Raw genomic sequence first — 16,110 nt, 5'->3', positions numbered from 1 at the left:
GCCGGGCCAGGGGGCGGCCGCTACTCGAAGTAGCGCCGCGGGGTGTCGACCAGCATCTGCCTGATCTGCTCCTCGGTCACCCCCCGCTCGCGGAGCATCGGCAGCACGTCCTTGCTGATGTGGGTGTAGTTCCAGTTCGGCGCGATCTGCTGCTTGGCCGCCTGCCCGTCGGCGCCCGGGAAGTAGTCGATGTAGCAGCTCGCGTCGTGGGCCAGCACCATCCGGTCGGCGTAGCCGCGCCCGGCCAGGGCGGCGATCGTGTCGACGCGCGACGAGGTGGGGTTGTAGATGTCGAGGCCGAACCGGTCCATGCCGAGCAGGCAGCCGGCGTCGGCGAGCTCGCTGAGGTAATCCAGGTCGTTGCTGTCGCCGGCGTGGCCGATGACCACCTTGGACAGGTCGACGCCCTCCTCGCCGAACACCTGGACGGCCAGCCGGCCCGCGCCGGTGTGCGAGGAGGTGTGCACGGTGATCGGCGCGCCGGTCTCCCGGTGCGTAGCGGCGACGGCGCGCACGGTGCGCTCGACGCCGGGCGTCAGGCCCTTCGCCTCGATGACGCACTTGAGGAACGCGGCCTTCACGCCGGTGCCGGCGATGCCGTCGCGGATGTCGCCGGTGAAGTCGTCGACCATCGGGTCGCGCGGCAGGTCGAGCAGCAGGCCGGGGCCGCGGTGCTCGTACTGGTGCGGGATCTCGTCGTAGGTGTAGAGCCCGGTGGCCACGATGATGTTGATGTCGGTCTGCTCGGCGACCCGCTGCACCCGCGGGATGTAGCGCCCGAGCCCCCACACGGTCGGGTCGACGATCGTGTCGATGCCCAGCGCCTTGAGCTGGTCCAGCTGGTCGACGGCGTCGGCGACCCGCTCGTCCTCGTCCCACCAGTCGCCGGTGCCGTAGTTCTGCACGTGCTCGGTGGAGAGCACGAACACGTGCTCGTGCATGAGCGTCGCGCCGAGATCGGCGGTGTCGACGGGGCCACGGACGGTCTCGACGGTGGGCACTGCGGGGCCTCCAGGGGTCGGTCGGGGTCGTGCGTCGGTCGGGCGGGGAGGGGAGCCGGGTCAGCGGACGGGCTGCCAGTCGGTCCCCTGGCGCAGCGACGGCTTGAGGACCTTGCCGCCGGGGTTGCGCGGTAGCGGCTCGGCGCGGACCGAGACGAACTGCGGGACCTTGAAGTCGGCGAGCTGCTCCCGGGCGAAGGCCAGCAGGTCCGCCGGGTCGAGCGTGCGCCCGGGCAGCGGGACCACGACGGCGCCGACCTTCTCGCCCATCATCGGGTCGGGCACGCCGACGACCGCCACCTCGCCGACGGCGGGGTGCGCGGCGAGCGCATTCTCGACCTCGACGCAGTACACGTTCTCGCCGCCGCGGTTGATCATGTCCTTCTTCCGGTCGACGACGGACACCAGGCCCTCGTCGTCGATGCGCGCGAGGTCGCCGGTGTGCAGCCAGCCGTCGACGAAGGTCTCCGCTGTCTGCTCGGGCTTGCGCCAGTAGCCGGCGACCACGTTGGGGCCGCGGATCAGCAGCTCGCCGACGCCCGTCGCCGGGTCCGGGTCGGCCACCTCCAGGTTGACGACCGGCGCGGCGAACCCGACCGAGTCGGCGTGCTCGGCGGCGTACTCGTCGGGGAGGAAGGTCGACACCGACGAGGTCTCGGTGAGCCCGAAGCCGTTGCCGACCCGCGCCGTCGGGAAGGCCGCCTGCAACCGGTGGACCAGGTCCGGCGCGATCGGCGCACCCCCGTAGCTGAGCGCCCGCACAGAGGAGGTGTCGACGTCGGCGAAGCCGGGCTGCTGGAGCGCCAGCCAGTAGATGGCCGGCACGGTGGTGAGCACCGAGATGCGCTCGTCCTCGATGGCCCGCAGGAACGCGCCCACCTCGAACGCCGGCATGACCACCGCCGTCCCGGCCACCGCGGTCACGACCAGCAGCTGCGAGTTGCACCCGGTCACGTGGAAGAGCGGCACCGAGATCAGCGTCGACAGCGGCTCGTCGCGGGGCAGCCCGAGGCAGCGCAGGCACGTCTCGACGTTGGACAGGAAGTTCTCGTGGGTGGTCATCGCCCCCTTGGGGAACCCGGTCGTCCCGCTCGTGTAGAAGATCCCGGCCAGGTCGGTGTGCGCCTGGTCGGTGACCGCGAGGGGCTCGCCGTCCGGCAGCGGCGTGCCGGGCTCGAGGACGTGGGCGGCGCCGGAGTCCTCGACGACGTAGCGCAGCTCCGGCTCGGCGAACCGGGTGTTCACCGGGACGACGACGGCGCCGGCGAGCAGGGTCCCCCAGAAGGCGAGGACCCAGTCGTTCCCGTTGGGCAGCCGGTTGGCCACCCGGTCGCCCGGTGCGACGCCGGCGACCCGGAGCCCGCCGGCCACCCGGGTCGCGCGGTCCCACAGCTGCCGGTAGGTGAGCCGGTCGCCGCCCAGCTCGACCAGCGCCTCGGCGTCGGGGCGGGCGTCGACCGCCGTGCGCAGCAGCTGGACCAGGTTCTGCGGCAGGCCGGTGTAGCGGCGGATGCCGTCGGGCCCGACCTCGGTCCCGCTCCGGTCGAAGGGGTAGGGCACTGGCGACCTCCCGCTGACGGCGCTGTCGGCGTTGTCCCGGCAGTCTGTCGGCGCGCGGGTGCGGTGTCCATCAGCGGCATCCGCCGCACCCGGCGCGCGGTGCGCGGTCCTTGCCCCCGCGGCGGCCGGTCGGGAGGGTGGGGGCGTGCAGAGACGGACCTTCCTCGCCGCCGCCGGGACCGCCCTGCTCGCGGCCTGCTCCCGCCCGGCCGACGACGCCGCGCCGACCCCGGCCGGCCGCAGCCCCCGCACCTCCGGGCCGGCGCCGACGTCCGCCGCACCGACGACGTCCAGCGCACCGCCGACCCCCGCGACGGCCGCGGAGGTGCTGGCCCGCGCCACCGTGCCGGTGCTCTGCTTCCACCAGCTGCGCGACTTCCGCCCGGACGACAGCGCCTACGCCCGCACGCTCATCACCCCGCCGCCGGTGTTCCGGGCGCAGCTGCAGGCGCTGCGCGACGGCGGGCGGACGCCGATCGGCGTCCCCGACCTGCTGGACCACCTGCAGTTCGGCGCGCCCCTCCCCGACCGGCCGGTCGTGCTCACCTTCGACGACGGCTCGGTGACCCACCACTCGGTGGCGCTCCCCGTGCTGCAGGAGTTCGGCTTCCCGGCGGCGTTCTTCCCGATGACCGTGGTCCTCGGCAAGACCGACTGGCTGAGCGCCGACCAGCTGCGCGACCTGGACCGGGCCGGCATGACCATCGGCGCCCACTCCTGGGACCACCAGCGGGTCGACCGGCTCACCGGCGACCAGTGGGCGGTCCAGCTGGACCAGCCGCGGGCCGAGCTGGCCGGGATCCTCGGGCACCCGGTCGACGTGATGGCCTACCCGCACGGCATGTGGTCGCCCGAGGCGCTGCCCCGGGTCGAGGCGGCGGGCTACCGGGCGGCCTTCCAGCTCGCCGATCCGCTGGACCCGACGTACCCCCTGCTGACCCTCCGCCGGATCATGCCGCCGCCGACCTGGGACGGCCCGACGCTGCTCGCCCGGGTGGAGGCGTTCTGACCGCCCGGCCCGCTCCGGTGCGGCCGGACGGTAGGAAGGGGGCATGCCTGACGCGTTCCCGTCGCTCGCCGACCTCGCCGCGGAGGAGGCCGAGCTGCAGCTCACCTCCTTCACCAACGACGACGCCTGGGAGCTCGGCTCCGCGCTGGTCGCCGCCGCCCGCCGGGCCGCCGCACCGGTCGCCGTCGAGATCTCCCGCAACTCCCACCGGCTGTTCTCCGCCGCGCTGACCGGCGCAACCCCGGACAACGCGTCCTGGATCGAGCGCAAGTCGCGGGTGGTGCACCGGTTCGGGCACAGCTCGCTGCACGTCCGCCAGGACAGCATCGAGCGGGGCACCACCTTCGAAGCCGAGTTCGGGCTGGACCCGGCCCGCTACGCCGCCCACGGCGGCGCGTTCCCGCTGCTGGTGCGCGACGTCGGCCCGGTCGGCGTCGTCGCGGTCTCCGGGCTGCCGCAGGTGGCCGACCACCGCATGGTCGTCGCGGCGCTCCGGGAGCACCTGGGCCGCTGAGCCGCGCTGCTCCGGTCGCCGGGCGGAGCTCCGTCCGGTTCCCGGGCCTGCGCCGGTGGTATGTCTTGCCGAGGCGCTCGTACCGGATGCCCACAGCCGCGCCCCGCGGCACCGCCGGGCGCCGTGGCGACACGGAGGAGTACGCATGACCGTCCTGGTCGGATACCTGCCCACCCCCGCGGGCGAGGCCGCCTTCACCGCCGGGCTGCAGGAGGCGCGGCGGCGCTCGGAACCGCTGGTGGTGGTCAACACCGCCCGGAGCGGCGCGCCGGTGAGCACCGAGGTCGCCCCCGACGACGCGGTGGGGCAGATGACCCAGCGCGCGGCGGCCGACGACGTGGCGCTGGACCTGCGCCAGACCTCGCACGACGGCGACGCCGGCGACGAGGTGCTCCGGGTCGCGCGTGAGGTCGACGCCTCGGTGATCGTGATCGGGCTGCGCCGCCGCTCCCCCGTCGGCAAGCTCCTGATGGGCAGCAGCGCCCAGCGGATCCTGCTGGAGGCCGACCGCCCTGTGCTCGCCGTCAAGCCCTGACCCGTCGCCGGCCGGCTGCCCCGTCGGCAGCCGGCCGGGAGCGGGGGGCGAGGTCGACCGACGGTCCCGACTGGTGTGACGAAGATCCACCGACCGATCCGGTCGGCTAACCTACCGATCCGGTCGGGCGCGGCCGTACCCTGGTCGCCATGGCGCGACCGTTCCGGCAGCAGGCCGACGACGACATCCTCGACCGCGCCGCCGCGCTCTTCGCCCGCCGCGGGTTCACCAAGACCTCCCTGCAGGACATCGCCGACGCCGTCGGGCTCTCCAAGGCCGGCCTGCTGCACCACTTCCCGAGCAAGGAAGCGCTGTACGACGCAGTGCTCGCCCAGGCGGGCACGCTCGGGCAGCGCGTCCTGGCCCAGGTGCGCGACCTCCCCCTCGGCGCGGACCGCGACCGGCGCGCCATCGACGTCCTGGTCGACATCGCCTTCGACCACCCCGGCGTGGTCGCCCTGCTGCTCACCCCGCTGACCCAGGGCGGCTCCGGCTCAGGCTGCGACGAGTCCGCGATGGACGCCGCCGGCGCCGCGGCGCTCGAGGCGTTCGGCGTCCCGCCGGGGGCGCCGGTCTCCGAGCGGGCCATCCGCGCCATCGGGGCGCTGTCCGCGCTCGCCGTCCTCACCCTGGCGGCGCACGCCCAGGACGAGCCGGCCACCTGGCGGGCCGCCATCGTCGCCACCTGCTTCGACGCACTCGGCCACTCCCGGCCCGGCGCTGCTCTTCCCGTCCCCCACCAGGTAGAGGTCTGATCCCGCATGGCTGTGCTGTTGTCCCGGATCGGTGCCTTCTCGCACCGGCACCGGCTGTCCGTGGTGGCCGTCTGGCTGGTCCTCCTCGTCGGCGGCGGCGTGGGTGCGGTCACCCTGGGCGGGGAGACGTCGAGCAGCTTCTCCATCCCGGGCCAGGAGTCCACCATCGCCCTGGACCGGATCGGCGAGGAGTTCGGCGCCGGCGGTGAGGGCGCCTCCGCCCGCGTGGTCGTGCAGGCCCCGGACGGCCAGACCCTGACCACCCCGGAGAACGCCGGCGCGCTGGGGCAGCTGGTCGCCGAGCTGGCCGAGCTGCCCGGCGTGGTCTCGGCCACGAACCCGCTCGACCCGGCCGCCCCGTCGGTCAACGCGCAGCAGACGACGGCCTACAGCACCGTCACCTACGACGCCGCACCCGGCGAGGTGACCCCCGAGCAGCAGGAGGCGCTGCTCGACGCCGTCGCCGAGGCCCGCGACGGCGGGTGGACGGTCGAGGCCGCCGGCGAGGCGACGCAGGAGGCGCCGCACGTCGGCGGGCCCACGGAGGCCATCGGCGTCGTCGTCGCCCTGGTCGTCCTCGCCGTCACCTACGGCGCGCTGGCGGTCGCCGGCCTGAACCTGCTGACCGCGCTCGTCGGGGTGGGCATCGGCGTCCTGGGCGTCACCATCGCCACCGGGTTCATCGAGCTCTCCTCGACCACCCCGACCCTGGCCGCGATGCTCGGCCTCGCCGTCGGCATCGACTACGCGCTCTTCATCGTCACGCGGTACCGCCAGGAGCTGCGGCACGGCTCCGACGTCGGCACGGCCATCGCCACCGCCGTGGGCACCGCGGGCTCCGCCGTCGTCACCGCGGGCCTGACCGTGGTCATCGCCCTGGCCGGCCTCTTCGTCGTCGGCATCCCGTTCCTGACGCAGATGGGTGTCGCCGCCGCGCTGACCATCGTCGTCGCGGTCCTCGTGGCGCTCACCCTGGTGCCGGCCGTCCTGGGCTTCCTCGGCCACCGCGCCCTCCCCCGCAAGCACCGCGCCGAGGCCCGGTCGGCGACCGCGGCCACCGCCGCGCCGGCCGGCGGGCGGGGCTTCCTCGCCGGGTGGGCCACCACGGTCACCCACCGCCGCGTGCTCTCCCTGCTCCTGACCGTCGTCGTCCTCGGCGTGATCGCCATCCCGTTCTTCTCGATGCAGACGACGCTGGTGCAGACCCCGCCCGAGGACTCCACCCAGGCCCGCGCGCAGGAGCTGCTGTCCGACGGCTTCGGGCCGGGCTTCAACGGCCCGATCACCATCCTGTTCGAGGGCGAGGGTGCCTCCGGCGCCGCCGGCCAGGCCGCCGGCCCGATCGGCGACCTCGGCGACGTCGCGCTGGTCACCCCGCCGGTGCCGAACGCCGACGACACGGCGGCGCTGCTCACCGTCATCCCCGGCTCGGGCCCGACCGACCCGGCGACCGAGCAGCTCGTCGCCGACCTGCGCGGCCAGCTCGCCGGCGTGGACGGCATCGACGCCTACGTCACCGGCCAGACGGCGGTGAGCGTGGACGTCGCCCAGAGCCTGGACGAGGCGCTGCCGGTCTACCTGGCGCTCGTGGTGGGCCTGGCGCTGGTGCTGCTCGTGCTGGTGTTCCGCTCGCTGCTGGTGCCGCTGGTCGGCGTGCTGGGCTTCCTGCTCACCATCGGCGCCGCGCTCGGCGCCACCGTCGCGGTGTTCCAGTGGGGCTGGCTGGCCGACGCGGTCAACCTGGACAGCACCGGCCCGTTGATCAGCCTCACCCCGATCCTGGTGATCGGCATCCTGTTCGGCCTGGCGATGGACTACCAGATCTTCCTGGTGTCCCGGATGCACGAGGCGCACAGCCACGGCACCCGCCCGCTGCAGTCGATCCGCACCGGCTTCGGCCACGCGGCCCCGGTCGTCGTCGCCGCGGCGCTGATCATGTTCTCGGTGTTCGCCGGCTTCGTGCCCGCGGGTGAGGCCACGATCAAGTCGATCGCGTTCGCGCTCGCGGCGGGCATCCTGTTCGACGCCTTCGTCGTCCGGATGGTGCTCGTGCCGGCCGCGCTCGCGCTGCTCGGCGAGCGGGCCTGGTGGCTGCCGCGCTGGCTGCGGTGGCTGCCCGTGCTGGACGTCGAGGGTGCCGCCCTGGAGAAGGGCGCCACCCCCGCCCGGGACCGCGAGCCGGTGGGCGCCACCCGCGCCTGACCGCACCGCACCGGCGCACGGCCCGTCCCCCCGGGGGGCGGGGCGTGCGCCGTCCGTCCGGTGACACCTCAGCGCTCGCCGCTCCCGTCCCCCTCCGGGGCGCCGGCGTCGCGGTCGGGCGGGAACCAGAGCACCCGCTGCGGGAAGGGGATCTCGATCCCGGCCGCGTCCAGCGCCCCCTTGAGCGAGACGGCGACCGCGCTGCGCACCCGCCAGCGGCTGGCGATGTCGGCCGGGTGCCAGTAGCGCACCGCCACGTTGATGGAGGACTCGCCGAACTCCTCCACCCAGACCTCCGGCGGCGGGCTCGACTCGACGCCCTCGGCCTCCGCGCAGGCCTGCAGGAGCACCTGCCGGGCCCGCTCCAGGTCCGCGTCGTAGGGCAGCCCCACGGTGAGCGACGTCCGGCTCACCGGCGTCCGCGTGTAGTTGGTGATCGGGTTCTTCAGCACCTCGGCGTTGGGCAGGTAGACGACGAGGCCGTCGTAGGTGCTGAGCACCGTGGTGCGCAGGTTGACGTCCGCGACCACCCCCTCGTGGTCGCCGCTGCCGATCTGCTCCCCGACGCGGAACGGGCGCCGCACCTGGAGCAGCACGCCGGCGACGAAGTTCTGCAGGATGTCCTGGGCGGCGAAGGCGATGGCGATGCCGCCCACGCCCAGCGCACCCACCAGCGGTCCGATGCTCACGCCGAGCAGGTCCAGGGCGTAGACCGCCGCGACCGCCGCGACGACCACGCTGACGAAGCGCCCGACCACGAGGCCGACGTGGCGGCTGCCCTCGCGGTCGATCGCCCGGACCATCACGCGGCGCACCACGACCGCCGCCACCAGGCCCAGGAGGAAGACCGACAGCGCCAGCACGGCTTCCTGCCAGGTGATGGGGTCGGTCACCAGCGGGGCGTCGTCGGCCGCGAGGACGGTCGGGAACGGCGCTCCGGGCACCTCCGGAGGCTAGGCAGTGTCGGCCGCTCACGCAGGCCGGGCAGCCCCCGGGCGACGCGCGGGCGACCCCGGGGGCATGGATCGACGGCCGTCGGTGTTGGCTGTGCGACGGTCCGTCCACAGGGACGTCGACCGAGCACGCCAGCCTTTCCCCACCGAAGGACGTCGTTTGTCCCAGCAGGACCCGCAGCCCGCCGCCACCTCGCGACGCCGGGAGCGCTCGGCCACCCGCCGTCCGGAGGACCGCCGGCCCGACCGCGCCGCTGCCCGCGAGGAGCGGCGGGCCCAGGAGAGCTGGGTCGAGGGCGCTGCCCCGGCGCTGCCGATCCGCGCCACCCGGCCGGCCGAGGTCGTGTTCCACCTCGGGCCGACCAACTCGGGCAAGACCTACGAGTCGCTGCAGGCCCTCGCGGCGAACGGGTCCGGCGTCTACGCGGCCCCGCTCCGCCAGCTCGCCCACGAGGCCTACGCCAAGCTCTCCGCGGTGCTGCCGCCGGGCACGGTGGGCCTGTCCACCGGCGAGGAGGAGATCGACCCCTTCGCCCCCATCGTCTGCTGCACGGTCGAGAAGGCCCCGATGCGCGGGGAGCTGCTCGTCCTGGACGAGTCGCACTGGATCGCCGATCCCGACCGGGGCCACCACTGGGCGCGGCTGCTGCTCACCGGCGAGTACCGGGAGATGCACCTGATCTCGGCGGCCGAGGCCTACCTGCTCCTCAAGCCGCTGGTCTCCGACGCCGAGCACGTCACGGTCGTCAACCACAAGCGGCTCTCCCGCCTCGACGTCCTGCGCACGCCGGTGCGCCCGGCCGACGTCCGGCCGCAGACGCTGGTCGTCGCGTTCTCCCGCAAGACCGTCTACGCCGCCGCGGCCGAGCTGGACCAGCACCGGCCGGGCAAGGTCGGCGTGCTGTACGGCGCGCTGCCCCCGGCCACCCGGCGCGAGGTCATCGAGCGGTTCACCCAGGGCGAGGTGGACGTGCTGGTCACCACCGACGTCATCGGGCACGGGATCAACGTGCCGGCCACCACCGTGCTGTTCGCCGAGACCACGAAGTTCGACGGCGCCCAGGTGCGGCCGCTGCGGAGCTGGGAGACCGCCCAGATCGCCGGCCGGGCCGGGCGCTACGGGCTCACCGGGCACGGCACCGTCGGGGTCCTCACCGGCGTCACCGGCCTGCGGCCCGATCCGGGCGTCCTGGCCACCGGTGCGGCGGTCGCCCGCGGCGACGCGATGAGCGACCTGCCCAAGCGCGCGCCGCGGCTGCGGCCGGAGCTGGCCGACCTGGGCGCCATGGAGGCCGTCGACCTGCCCGAGGCGCTGACCCGCTGGATGGCGTGGGCGCGCGCCGCCACCCGCGACCACGCGATGACCCCCGATGACGTGACCAGCCTGATCCTGCGGGTGCACGCCCTGCTGCCCCTGCTGCGCGGACCGCTCGGCGCGGCCGGCGACCTGGACACCGTCTGGCGGCTGGTCAACCTGGCCATCGACTACAACCCGCCGCGCCGCACCCGCTGGCTCACCCTCGCCCAGGCGGCGCTCCGGCACTCCGTCGGCCTGCCCGTGCTGCCGGAGACCGTGCTGCCCGACGTCCCGCGCGGCGGCGGGGTCGAGGAGTTCGAGCAGGCAGCCGCCGCCGCCCGCGACGCGCAGACGCTGCTCCGCCAGTTCCCCGGGGTCGCCGGTCTGGACAGCGACGACGCCGCGTGGGTCGAGGAGGAGTGCGCCGAGATGATCACCGAGCTGCTGCCCGACGCCATCTCCCTGGGCAGGTCGGGCAAGTGCGTGGAGTGCGGCAGCGCGATCGCGCCCTGGTTCACCACCTGCCGGCCGTGCAGCGCCCCCGCCGGCCGGCCCGGCGGCGACCGGGACCGCCGCCCCGGTGGCCGGCGGACGGCGGGCCGGGCGGCCGGGCGCGCGCCGGGGAGCCGGCAGGGCGGGCCGCGGGGACGCACCCGCCGGGGCTGACTCCCCCGCCCGGCGGCCGGGTCAGCCGCGCCGGGGGCGGCGCAGCCAGCCGCCACCGAACAGCGCCCAGAGCACGAGCACCGGCTGGAAGAACAACCGGGCCAGGCGCTCGCGATCGGTGTCGAGGCCGAAGGCATCGGTGCCCTCGAGGTACTGGGCGACGTTGCCCGGGAAGACCACCACGAAGAACGCCGCCAGCAGCGCACCGACGGTCCGGCGCCGTCCCGGCAGCGCGATGAACGCCGCCCCCAGCACGATCTCGACGACGCCCGAGACGAGCACCGTCAGGTCCGCGTCGACCGGGAACCATCCCGGCACCTGGGCCTGGAACTCCTGCCGCTGGACCGTCAGGTGCAGCACGCCCGCCCCCACCATGGCCGCGCCGAGCAGCAGGCGGGCAGCGGTCCGGGCGGCCGACGTCATGCCGGCACGGTAGACGGCCGATCCGGTCGGTCGACCCGGTGGACGAGCCGTCCGGCAGAGTGAGCCGACCGCGACCCCGCGGTCCCCGGCAGGGAGGAACGACGCGCCACGTGCCCACCACGGTGCTGCTGGTCCTCGACCTCGTGGGCACGTTCGCCTTCGCCCTCAACGGAGCGCTGATCGCCGTCCGCTCGACCCGGCTGGACATCGTCGGCGTGGTCACGCTCGGCATGACCACCGCGCTCGGTGGCGGCACGATCCGCGACGTCCTCCTCGGCGCCCTCCCACCGGCCACCTTCGTCGACTGGCGGTACCTCGCGGTGGCTGCGGCCGGCGGGTTGATCGCCTTCTCCACCGGCCACTACCTGGAGCGGATCTACGGCGCGATCAACGTGCTCGACGCCGCCGGCCTGAGCCTCTTCGCCGTCACCGGCGCCCTCAAGGCGCTCGACCTCGGCTTCGGCCCGGCCCAGGCGGTCGTCGTCGGCGGGATCACCGCCGTGGGTGGCGGCACGCTGCGCGACGTGCTCATCCGCCAGGTGCCGTCGGTGCTCAGCAGCGGGCTGTACGCGGTACCGGCGATCGTCGGGGCGACCGCCGTCGTCGTTCCGGAGCTGCTCGACGTCCGGGGACCCGCGGCCACCGTGGGAGCGGCCCTGCTGTGCTTCACCATCCGGATGCTCGGGGTCCACTTCGACGTGAACGCGCCGTTCCCGCCAGGCCGCCGGTGGCGCGAGGAGGAGTGACCGGGTGCCGCGCCGACGCCGGCCCCGGCCGTCGACCCGGGCAGATGTCACCAACGAACCGGGCCTGTTTCGTCCGGTTGTTGCCGGTGCCGACCCGCCCGCCGGGTCCGTAACGTCACCCACAGCAGTCGGCCCGTACCGGTCCGTCACCCGTCGTGTCCCACGACCCCCGAGGAGCTTCCCGTGCCTTCCTTCTCCCGCCCCGCCCTGACCCTCGTCCACGACGCCACCGAGCCGTCTCCCGGCTGGGGCGCGCACCCCGCGCCCGAGTGGGCCGCCGCTCCGGAGTGGGAGATCGCGCCGCAGCGGGGCGCCGGCTCCCCGTGGCCCGAGGCGCCCGCCTGGACCGAGGAGGCGGCGGGCGAGGCCGCCTGGCGGCAGGACGCGCTGTGCGCCGAGACCGACCCCGAGGCGTTCTTCCCCGACAAGGGCGGCTCCACCCGGGAGGCCAAGCGGGTGTGCACCGGCTGCCCCGTGCGTGCCGAGTGCCTGGAGTTCGCCCTCGCCAACGACGAGCGGTTCGGCATCTGGGGCGGCCTCTCCGAGCGCGAGCGCCGCCGCCTGCGGCTGCAGCGCCGCAGCTCGATCAGCGCCTGACGCCCCTGCCCGGGCGCCCGGCTCCCGCCGAGACCGTGAGGGCCCGGATCCGCGCATGATTCGATCGACCCGTTACGGGCCCCGGCGGGAAGAGGCAGACGACGAGATGCGGATCGACGACGATCCGCCGGCACCCCTGGGCCGCACCGCCACAGGGACCAGCGGGTTGGTGGACCTGCTCGACCTGGCCGTCGTCGGGCCGGAGCGGTTCCGCGCCGGTCCCCGCAGCGCCGTCCCCGGCCACGCCTTCGGGGGCGCCGTGGCAGCGCAGGCCCTGCACGCCGCCGGGCGCACCGTGCCGCCCGAGCGGGCCGTCCACTCCCTGCACGGCCACTTCCTGCGCCCCGGCGACGTCACCGCGCCCACCGACCTCACCGTCACCCCGGTGCGGGACGGCGGGAGCTACACGACGCGCTCCGTGGTCGCCGAGCAGCACGGCCGGGCGGTCTTCACGCTCACCGCGTCGTTCCAGGTGGCCGAGGAGGGCTGGCAGCACCAGCTGCCGGAGCTCGACGCACCGGCGCCCGAGGACCTCCCGACGCTGGAGGAGGTGACGGACTCGACCGACGGCCCGGCGCAGGAGTGGCTCCGCTGGCTCGCCGCGCGGCACGCGTTCGACTTCCGCTTCGTCGGCGAGCTCCCCCGGCTGACCGCGGTGCGCGGGGAGCGCGCGGCACCGCACCAGCAGATGTGGCTGCGCAGCCGTGCTCCCCTCCCGGACGACCCGCTGACGCACAGCTGCGGGCTCGCCTACGCCTCGGACATGCTCCTCCTCGGCACCGCGCTGGCCCCGCACGGCACCATGATCGGCTCGCCGGGCGTCGCCGCGGCCAGCCTGGACCACGCGGTGTGGTTCCACGAGCCGGCCCGCGTCGACGAGTGGCTCCTCTACGACCAGGAGAGCACCTGGGCCGGCGGTGGCCGGACGCTCTGCCGCGGCCGGCTGTTCGACCGGGCGGGCCGGCTGGTCGCCACCGTCGCGCAGGAGGGCATGATCCGCCGCCGGGTCGGCTGAACCCGGGCGCCGGGTGCGGGGCCCACGTACCCTCGAGCGGGTGAGCGTCGCCCCCCTCCCGACCGTCGTCCTCGGGGACCGCTTCGCCCGCGAGCTCGGCGAGCTGGCCCTCCCCTGGCAGGCGGAGGAGGCACCGGACCCCCGCCTGCTCGTGCTCAACGAGCCGCTCGCCGCCGAGCTCGGTCTCGACCCGGACTCGCTGCGCACGCCCGAGGGTCTCCGGCTGCTGGTGGGGACGTCCGTCCCCGAGGGCGCCACCCCGGTGGCGCAGGCCTACTCCGGGCACCAGTTCGGCAACTTCAGCCCGCGCCTCGGCGACGGGCGCGCGCTGCTGCTCGGCGAGCTCGCCGGAACCGACGGGGTGCCCCGCGACCTCCACCTCAAGGGCTCCGGCCGGACGCCGTTCGCCCGCGGCGGCGACGGTCTGGCCGCGGTCGGCCCGATGCTGCGCGAGTACGTGATCAGCGAGGCGATGCACGCTCTCGGCATCCCGACCACCCGCTCGCTGGCCGTGGTCGCCACCGGGCGCGCGGTGCGCCGGGAGACCCTGCTGCCCGGCGCCGTCCTCGCGCGGGTGGCCAGCAGCCACCTGCGCGTCGGCAGCTTCCAGTACGCACGGGCCACCGGCGACGTCGCCCTGCTGCGCCGGCTGGCCGACCACGCGATCGACCGGCACCACCCCGCCGCCGCCGCGACCGAGCAGCCCTACCTCGCCCTGTTCGACGCGGTCGTGTCGGCCCAGGCGTCGCTGGTCGCGCGGTGGATGCTCGTCGGCTTCGTCCACGGGGTCATGAACACCGACAACACGACGATCTCCGGCGAGACCATCGACTACGGCCCGTGCGCCTTCCTCGACGCCTACGACCCCGCCACGGTCTACAGCTCCATCGACTCCGGCGGGCGCTACGCCTACGGCAACCAGCCCGCGGTGGCCCAGTGGAACCTGGCCCGGCTCGCCGAGGCCCTCCTCCCCCTCCTCGCCGACGACGAGGAGCAGGCCGTCGCCCTGGCGGTGGAGTCCCTGAACCGGTTCGCGCCGCAGTACCAGGCCGCCTGGACCGCCGGGGTCCGGGGCAAGCTCGGGCTGCCCGAGGGGTTGGACGACGCGGTGGTCCGCGCCCTGGCCGAGGACGCCCTGACCCTGCTCCGGCAGGACCACGTCGACCTGACGACGTTCTTCCGCGCCCTCGGTGGCGCCGCGCGCGGCGACGTGGAGCCGGTGCGGCTGCTCTTCCTCGACCTGGCCGGGATCGACGGCTGGCTGGAGCGCTGGCGGGCCCTGGCCCCCGACGCCGCGGGGATGGACCGGGTCAACCCCGTGTACATCCCCCGCAACCACCTGGTCGAGGAGGCCCTCGACGCCGCGACCGAGGGCGATCTCGCTCCCCTGCGCCGGCTCCTGGAGGCCGTGACCGCGCCGTTCGACGAGCGGCCGGGGCTGGAGCGGTACGCCGCGCCGGCGCCGCAGGACTTCGGCGCCTACCGCACCTTCTGCGGCACCTGAGCCGCGCCCGCGCGATCAGCCGGCGGGTCGGTGCCGGCCGGTGCCGGGTTGGGGCCGGCCCGCCCGGGTAGTGCGGGCTGGTGCCGCGCGAGATGGATCCCAAGGACCCCGACACCCTCTACGCCGAGGGGCCGGTGGCCGCCGAGCCCCCGGACGACGACGTCCCCGACGCCTCTCCCCTGGCCGACTCCGGCGGCACCGGTCCGGGTCCCGACGACCTCGACCGGCTGCTCTGAGCCGTCCGGCCCGCCTCCCCGCCGCCACCGCCGCACCCGTCTGAGAGGCTCGCGGCACCCGGTCGTCGTGGCGCCGCGCCGCGCCGGCCTTCCGTCCCCACCGAGCAGGAGGACCTGTGCGCGCCGCCCAGATCAGCTCCCTCGACGGCCCCCGTGCGCTGCGGGCCGTCGACGTCCCCGAGCCAGCCGCCGACGGGAAGGTCCTCGTCGACGTGCACGTCGCCGGGGTGACCTTCCCGGAGGTGCTCCTCAGCCGCGGCCAGTACCAGCTCAAGCCGGAGCTGCCGTTCGTCCCCGGCAGCGAGGTCGCCGGCACGGTGCGCAGCGCCCCCGAGGGCAGCGGGCTGCGGCCCGGGCAGCGGGTGGCCGCCTTCCCGGGCTTCGGCGGCTTCGCCGAGGTCGTCGCCGTCGACCCGTCGCTGGTCTTCCCGCTGCCCGACCGCACGAGCTTCGAGCAGGGCGCCGCGCTGCCGATGAACTACCTGACCATGCACTTCGCGCTGCACCGCCGGGGCCGGCTGGCCGAGGGCGAGACCGTGCTGGTGCAGGGCGCGGCCGGCGGCCTCGGGACGGCGGGGATCCAGCTCGCCCACGCCGCCGGGGCCCGCGTCCTCGCCGTGGTCTCGACCGAGGCCAAGGGCGAGGTCGCCCGGGCCGCCGGCGCCGACGAGGTCGTCCTGGCCGAGGGCTTCCGCGACCGGGTCAAGGAGCTCACCGGTGGCCGCGGGGTGGACGTCGTCGTCGACCCGGTCGGCGGGGACCGCTTCACCGACTCGCTGCGCAGCCTGGGCCGGGAGGGCCGGCTGCTCGTGCTCGGCTTCACCGGCGGGGAGATCCCGACGGTCAAGGTGAACCGGCTGCTGCTCAACAACGTGTCGGTGGTCGGTGTCGGCTGGGGCGCGTTCTGGTCGGGCAGCGAGCGGGGCTACCCCGCGGAGCAGTGGCAGGAGCTGGCCCCGCTGCTCGAGCAGGGCCGGCTGGACCCGCCCCTGGGTTCGGTCCACGACCTGGCCGACGCCGCCGAGGCCGTCGTCGAGCTCGAGGAGCGCCGCGCCACCGGGAAGGTGCTGATCCGGGTCCGCGGCTGAGCGGTGGGG

At 75.2% G+C, this 16,110-nt stretch carries 16 protein-coding genes; 12 read left to right on the top strand and 4 right to left on the bottom strand.

The window, feature by feature from the left end; all coding sequences use genetic code 11:
* Positions 1–20: 20 nt before the first annotated feature.
* Positions 21–1,001 (bottom strand): phosphotriesterase family protein, encoded by a 981-nt coding sequence (locus tag O2W17_RS18420; protein WP_269193900.1) that lies wholly within the window; start codon positions 999–1,001, stop codon positions 21–23.
* Positions 1,002–1,061: 60 nt separating this feature from the next.
* Positions 1,062–2,561, bottom strand: coding sequence for a class I adenylate-forming enzyme family protein (locus O2W17_RS18415; RefSeq protein ID WP_269193899.1), 1,500 nt, complete (start codon positions 2,559–2,561; stop codon positions 1,062–1,064).
* A gap of 145 nt (positions 2,562–2,706) precedes the next feature.
* Here O2W17_RS18415 and O2W17_RS18410 point away from each other — a divergent pair, with 145 nt between their 5' ends.
* The 5 genes from O2W17_RS18410 to O2W17_RS18390 all read left to right on the top strand — a co-directional run bounded on the left by O2W17_RS18410 (position 2,707) and on the right by O2W17_RS18390 (position 7,576).
* Positions 2,707–3,570 (top strand): polysaccharide deacetylase family protein, encoded by an 864-nt coding sequence (locus O2W17_RS18410; RefSeq protein ID WP_269193898.1) that lies wholly within the window; start codon positions 2,707–2,709, stop codon positions 3,568–3,570.
* A gap of 43 nt (positions 3,571–3,613) precedes the next feature.
* A complete protein-coding gene (locus O2W17_RS18405) occupies positions 3,614–4,084 on the top strand; it encodes a heme-degrading domain-containing protein (protein ID WP_269193897.1) in 471 nt (156 codons plus the stop codon).
* A gap of 145 nt (positions 4,085–4,229) precedes the next feature.
* On the top strand, positions 4,230–4,619 hold the full coding sequence (locus O2W17_RS18400; RefSeq protein ID WP_269193896.1) for a universal stress protein: 390 nt from the start codon (positions 4,230–4,232) through the stop codon (positions 4,617–4,619).
* 149 nt (positions 4,620–4,768) lie between these two features.
* Positions 4,769–5,374, top strand: a complete 606-nt coding sequence (locus O2W17_RS18395) for a TetR/AcrR family transcriptional regulator (RefSeq protein WP_269193895.1) — start codon at positions 4,769–4,771, stop codon at positions 5,372–5,374.
* Positions 5,375–5,380: 6 nt separating this feature from the next.
* The gene (locus tag O2W17_RS18390) at positions 5,381–7,576 is read left to right on the top strand and encodes an MMPL family transporter (RefSeq protein ID WP_269193894.1); all 2,196 of its coding nucleotides are present in this window, start codon (positions 5,381–5,383) and stop codon (positions 7,574–7,576) included.
* 68 nt (positions 7,577–7,644) lie between these two features.
* Here the strand turns inward: O2W17_RS18390 and O2W17_RS18385 are convergent, their stop codons facing one another.
* On the bottom strand, positions 7,645–8,520 hold the full coding sequence (locus O2W17_RS18385) for a mechanosensitive ion channel family protein (RefSeq protein WP_269193893.1): 876 nt from the start codon (positions 8,518–8,520) through the stop codon (positions 7,645–7,647).
* Positions 8,521–8,689: 169 nt separating this feature from the next.
* Here O2W17_RS18385 and O2W17_RS18380 point away from each other — a divergent pair, with 169 nt between their 5' ends.
* The gene (locus tag O2W17_RS18380; RefSeq protein ID WP_269193892.1) at positions 8,690–10,492 is read left to right on the top strand and encodes a helicase-related protein; all 1,803 of its coding nucleotides are present in this window, start codon (positions 8,690–8,692) and stop codon (positions 10,490–10,492) included.
* Positions 10,493–10,513: 21 nt separating this feature from the next.
* Here O2W17_RS18380 and O2W17_RS18375 read toward each other — a convergent pair whose 3' ends face one another.
* A complete protein-coding gene (locus tag O2W17_RS18375; protein WP_269193891.1) occupies positions 10,514–10,915 on the bottom strand; it encodes a DoxX family protein in 402 nt (133 codons plus the stop codon).
* A gap of 110 nt (positions 10,916–11,025) precedes the next feature.
* Here O2W17_RS18375 and O2W17_RS18370 point away from each other — a divergent pair, with 110 nt between their 5' ends.
* The 6 genes from O2W17_RS18370 (at position 11,026) to O2W17_RS18345 (ending at position 16,101) form a co-directional block, all read left to right on the top strand.
* Positions 11,026–11,661: a trimeric intracellular cation channel family protein gene (locus O2W17_RS18370; protein ID WP_269193890.1), complete on the top strand. Its 636-nt coding sequence runs from the start codon at positions 11,026–11,028 to the stop codon at positions 11,659–11,661.
* A gap of 183 nt (positions 11,662–11,844) precedes the next feature.
* Positions 11,845–12,258 carry a WhiB family transcriptional regulator gene (locus tag O2W17_RS18365; protein WP_442864584.1) on the top strand — a complete coding sequence of 138 codons (414 nt, stop codon included), beginning with the start codon at positions 11,845–11,847 and terminating at the stop codon, positions 12,256–12,258.
* Between the two features lie 55 nt (positions 12,259–12,313).
* The gene (locus O2W17_RS18360; RefSeq protein WP_269193889.1) at positions 12,314–13,273 is read left to right on the top strand and encodes an acyl-CoA thioesterase; all 960 of its coding nucleotides are present in this window, start codon (positions 12,314–12,316) and stop codon (positions 13,271–13,273) included.
* A 40-nt stretch (positions 13,274–13,313) separates the two neighbouring features.
* A complete protein-coding gene (locus O2W17_RS18355; protein WP_269193888.1) occupies positions 13,314–14,777 on the top strand; it encodes a protein adenylyltransferase SelO in 1,464 nt (487 codons plus the stop codon).
* A 92-nt stretch (positions 14,778–14,869) separates the two neighbouring features.
* Positions 14,870–15,013, top strand: a complete 144-nt coding sequence (locus tag O2W17_RS18350; protein ID WP_269193887.1) for a hypothetical protein — start codon at positions 14,870–14,872, stop codon at positions 15,011–15,013.
* Positions 15,014–15,129: 116 nt separating this feature from the next.
* Complete coding sequence (locus tag O2W17_RS18345; RefSeq protein ID WP_269193886.1) at positions 15,130–16,101, top strand: NADPH:quinone oxidoreductase family protein; 972 nt, start codon at positions 15,130–15,132, stop codon at positions 16,099–16,101.
* Positions 16,102–16,110: the final 9 nt, after the last annotated feature.

The organism is Blastococcus sp. VKM Ac-2987 (assembly GCF_026967805.1).
Lineage (GTDB): Bacteria > Actinomycetota > Actinomycetes > Mycobacteriales > Geodermatophilaceae > Blastococcus.
The sequence above is the reverse complement of the archived record's forward strand: the minus strand, read 5'-3'. Positions and strand labels throughout refer to the sequence as shown.

Coding starts and splice junctions, on each gene's coding strand:
- O2W17_RS18405 (WP_269193897.1), top strand. CDS start 3,614: ATGCCTGACGCGTTCCCGTCGCTCGCCGACCTCGCCGCGGAGGAGGCC.
- O2W17_RS18400 (WP_269193896.1), top strand. CDS start 4,230: ATGACCGTCCTGGTCGGATACCTGCCCACCCCCGCGGGCGAGGCCGCC.
- O2W17_RS18395 (WP_269193895.1), top strand. CDS start 4,769: ATGGCGCGACCGTTCCGGCAGCAGGCCGACGACGACATCCTCGACCGC.
- O2W17_RS18390 (WP_269193894.1), top strand. CDS start 5,381: ATGGCTGTGCTGTTGTCCCGGATCGGTGCCTTCTCGCACCGGCACCGG.
- O2W17_RS18375 (WP_269193891.1), bottom strand. CDS start 10,915: ATGACGTCGGCCGCCCGGACCGCTGCCCGCCTGCTGCTCGGCGCGGCC.
- O2W17_RS18360 (WP_269193889.1), top strand. CDS start 12,314: ATGATTCGATCGACCCGTTACGGGCCCCGGCGGGAAGAGGCAGACGAC.
- O2W17_RS18350 (WP_269193887.1), top strand. CDS start 14,870: ATGGATCCCAAGGACCCCGACACCCTCTACGCCGAGGGGCCGGTGGCC.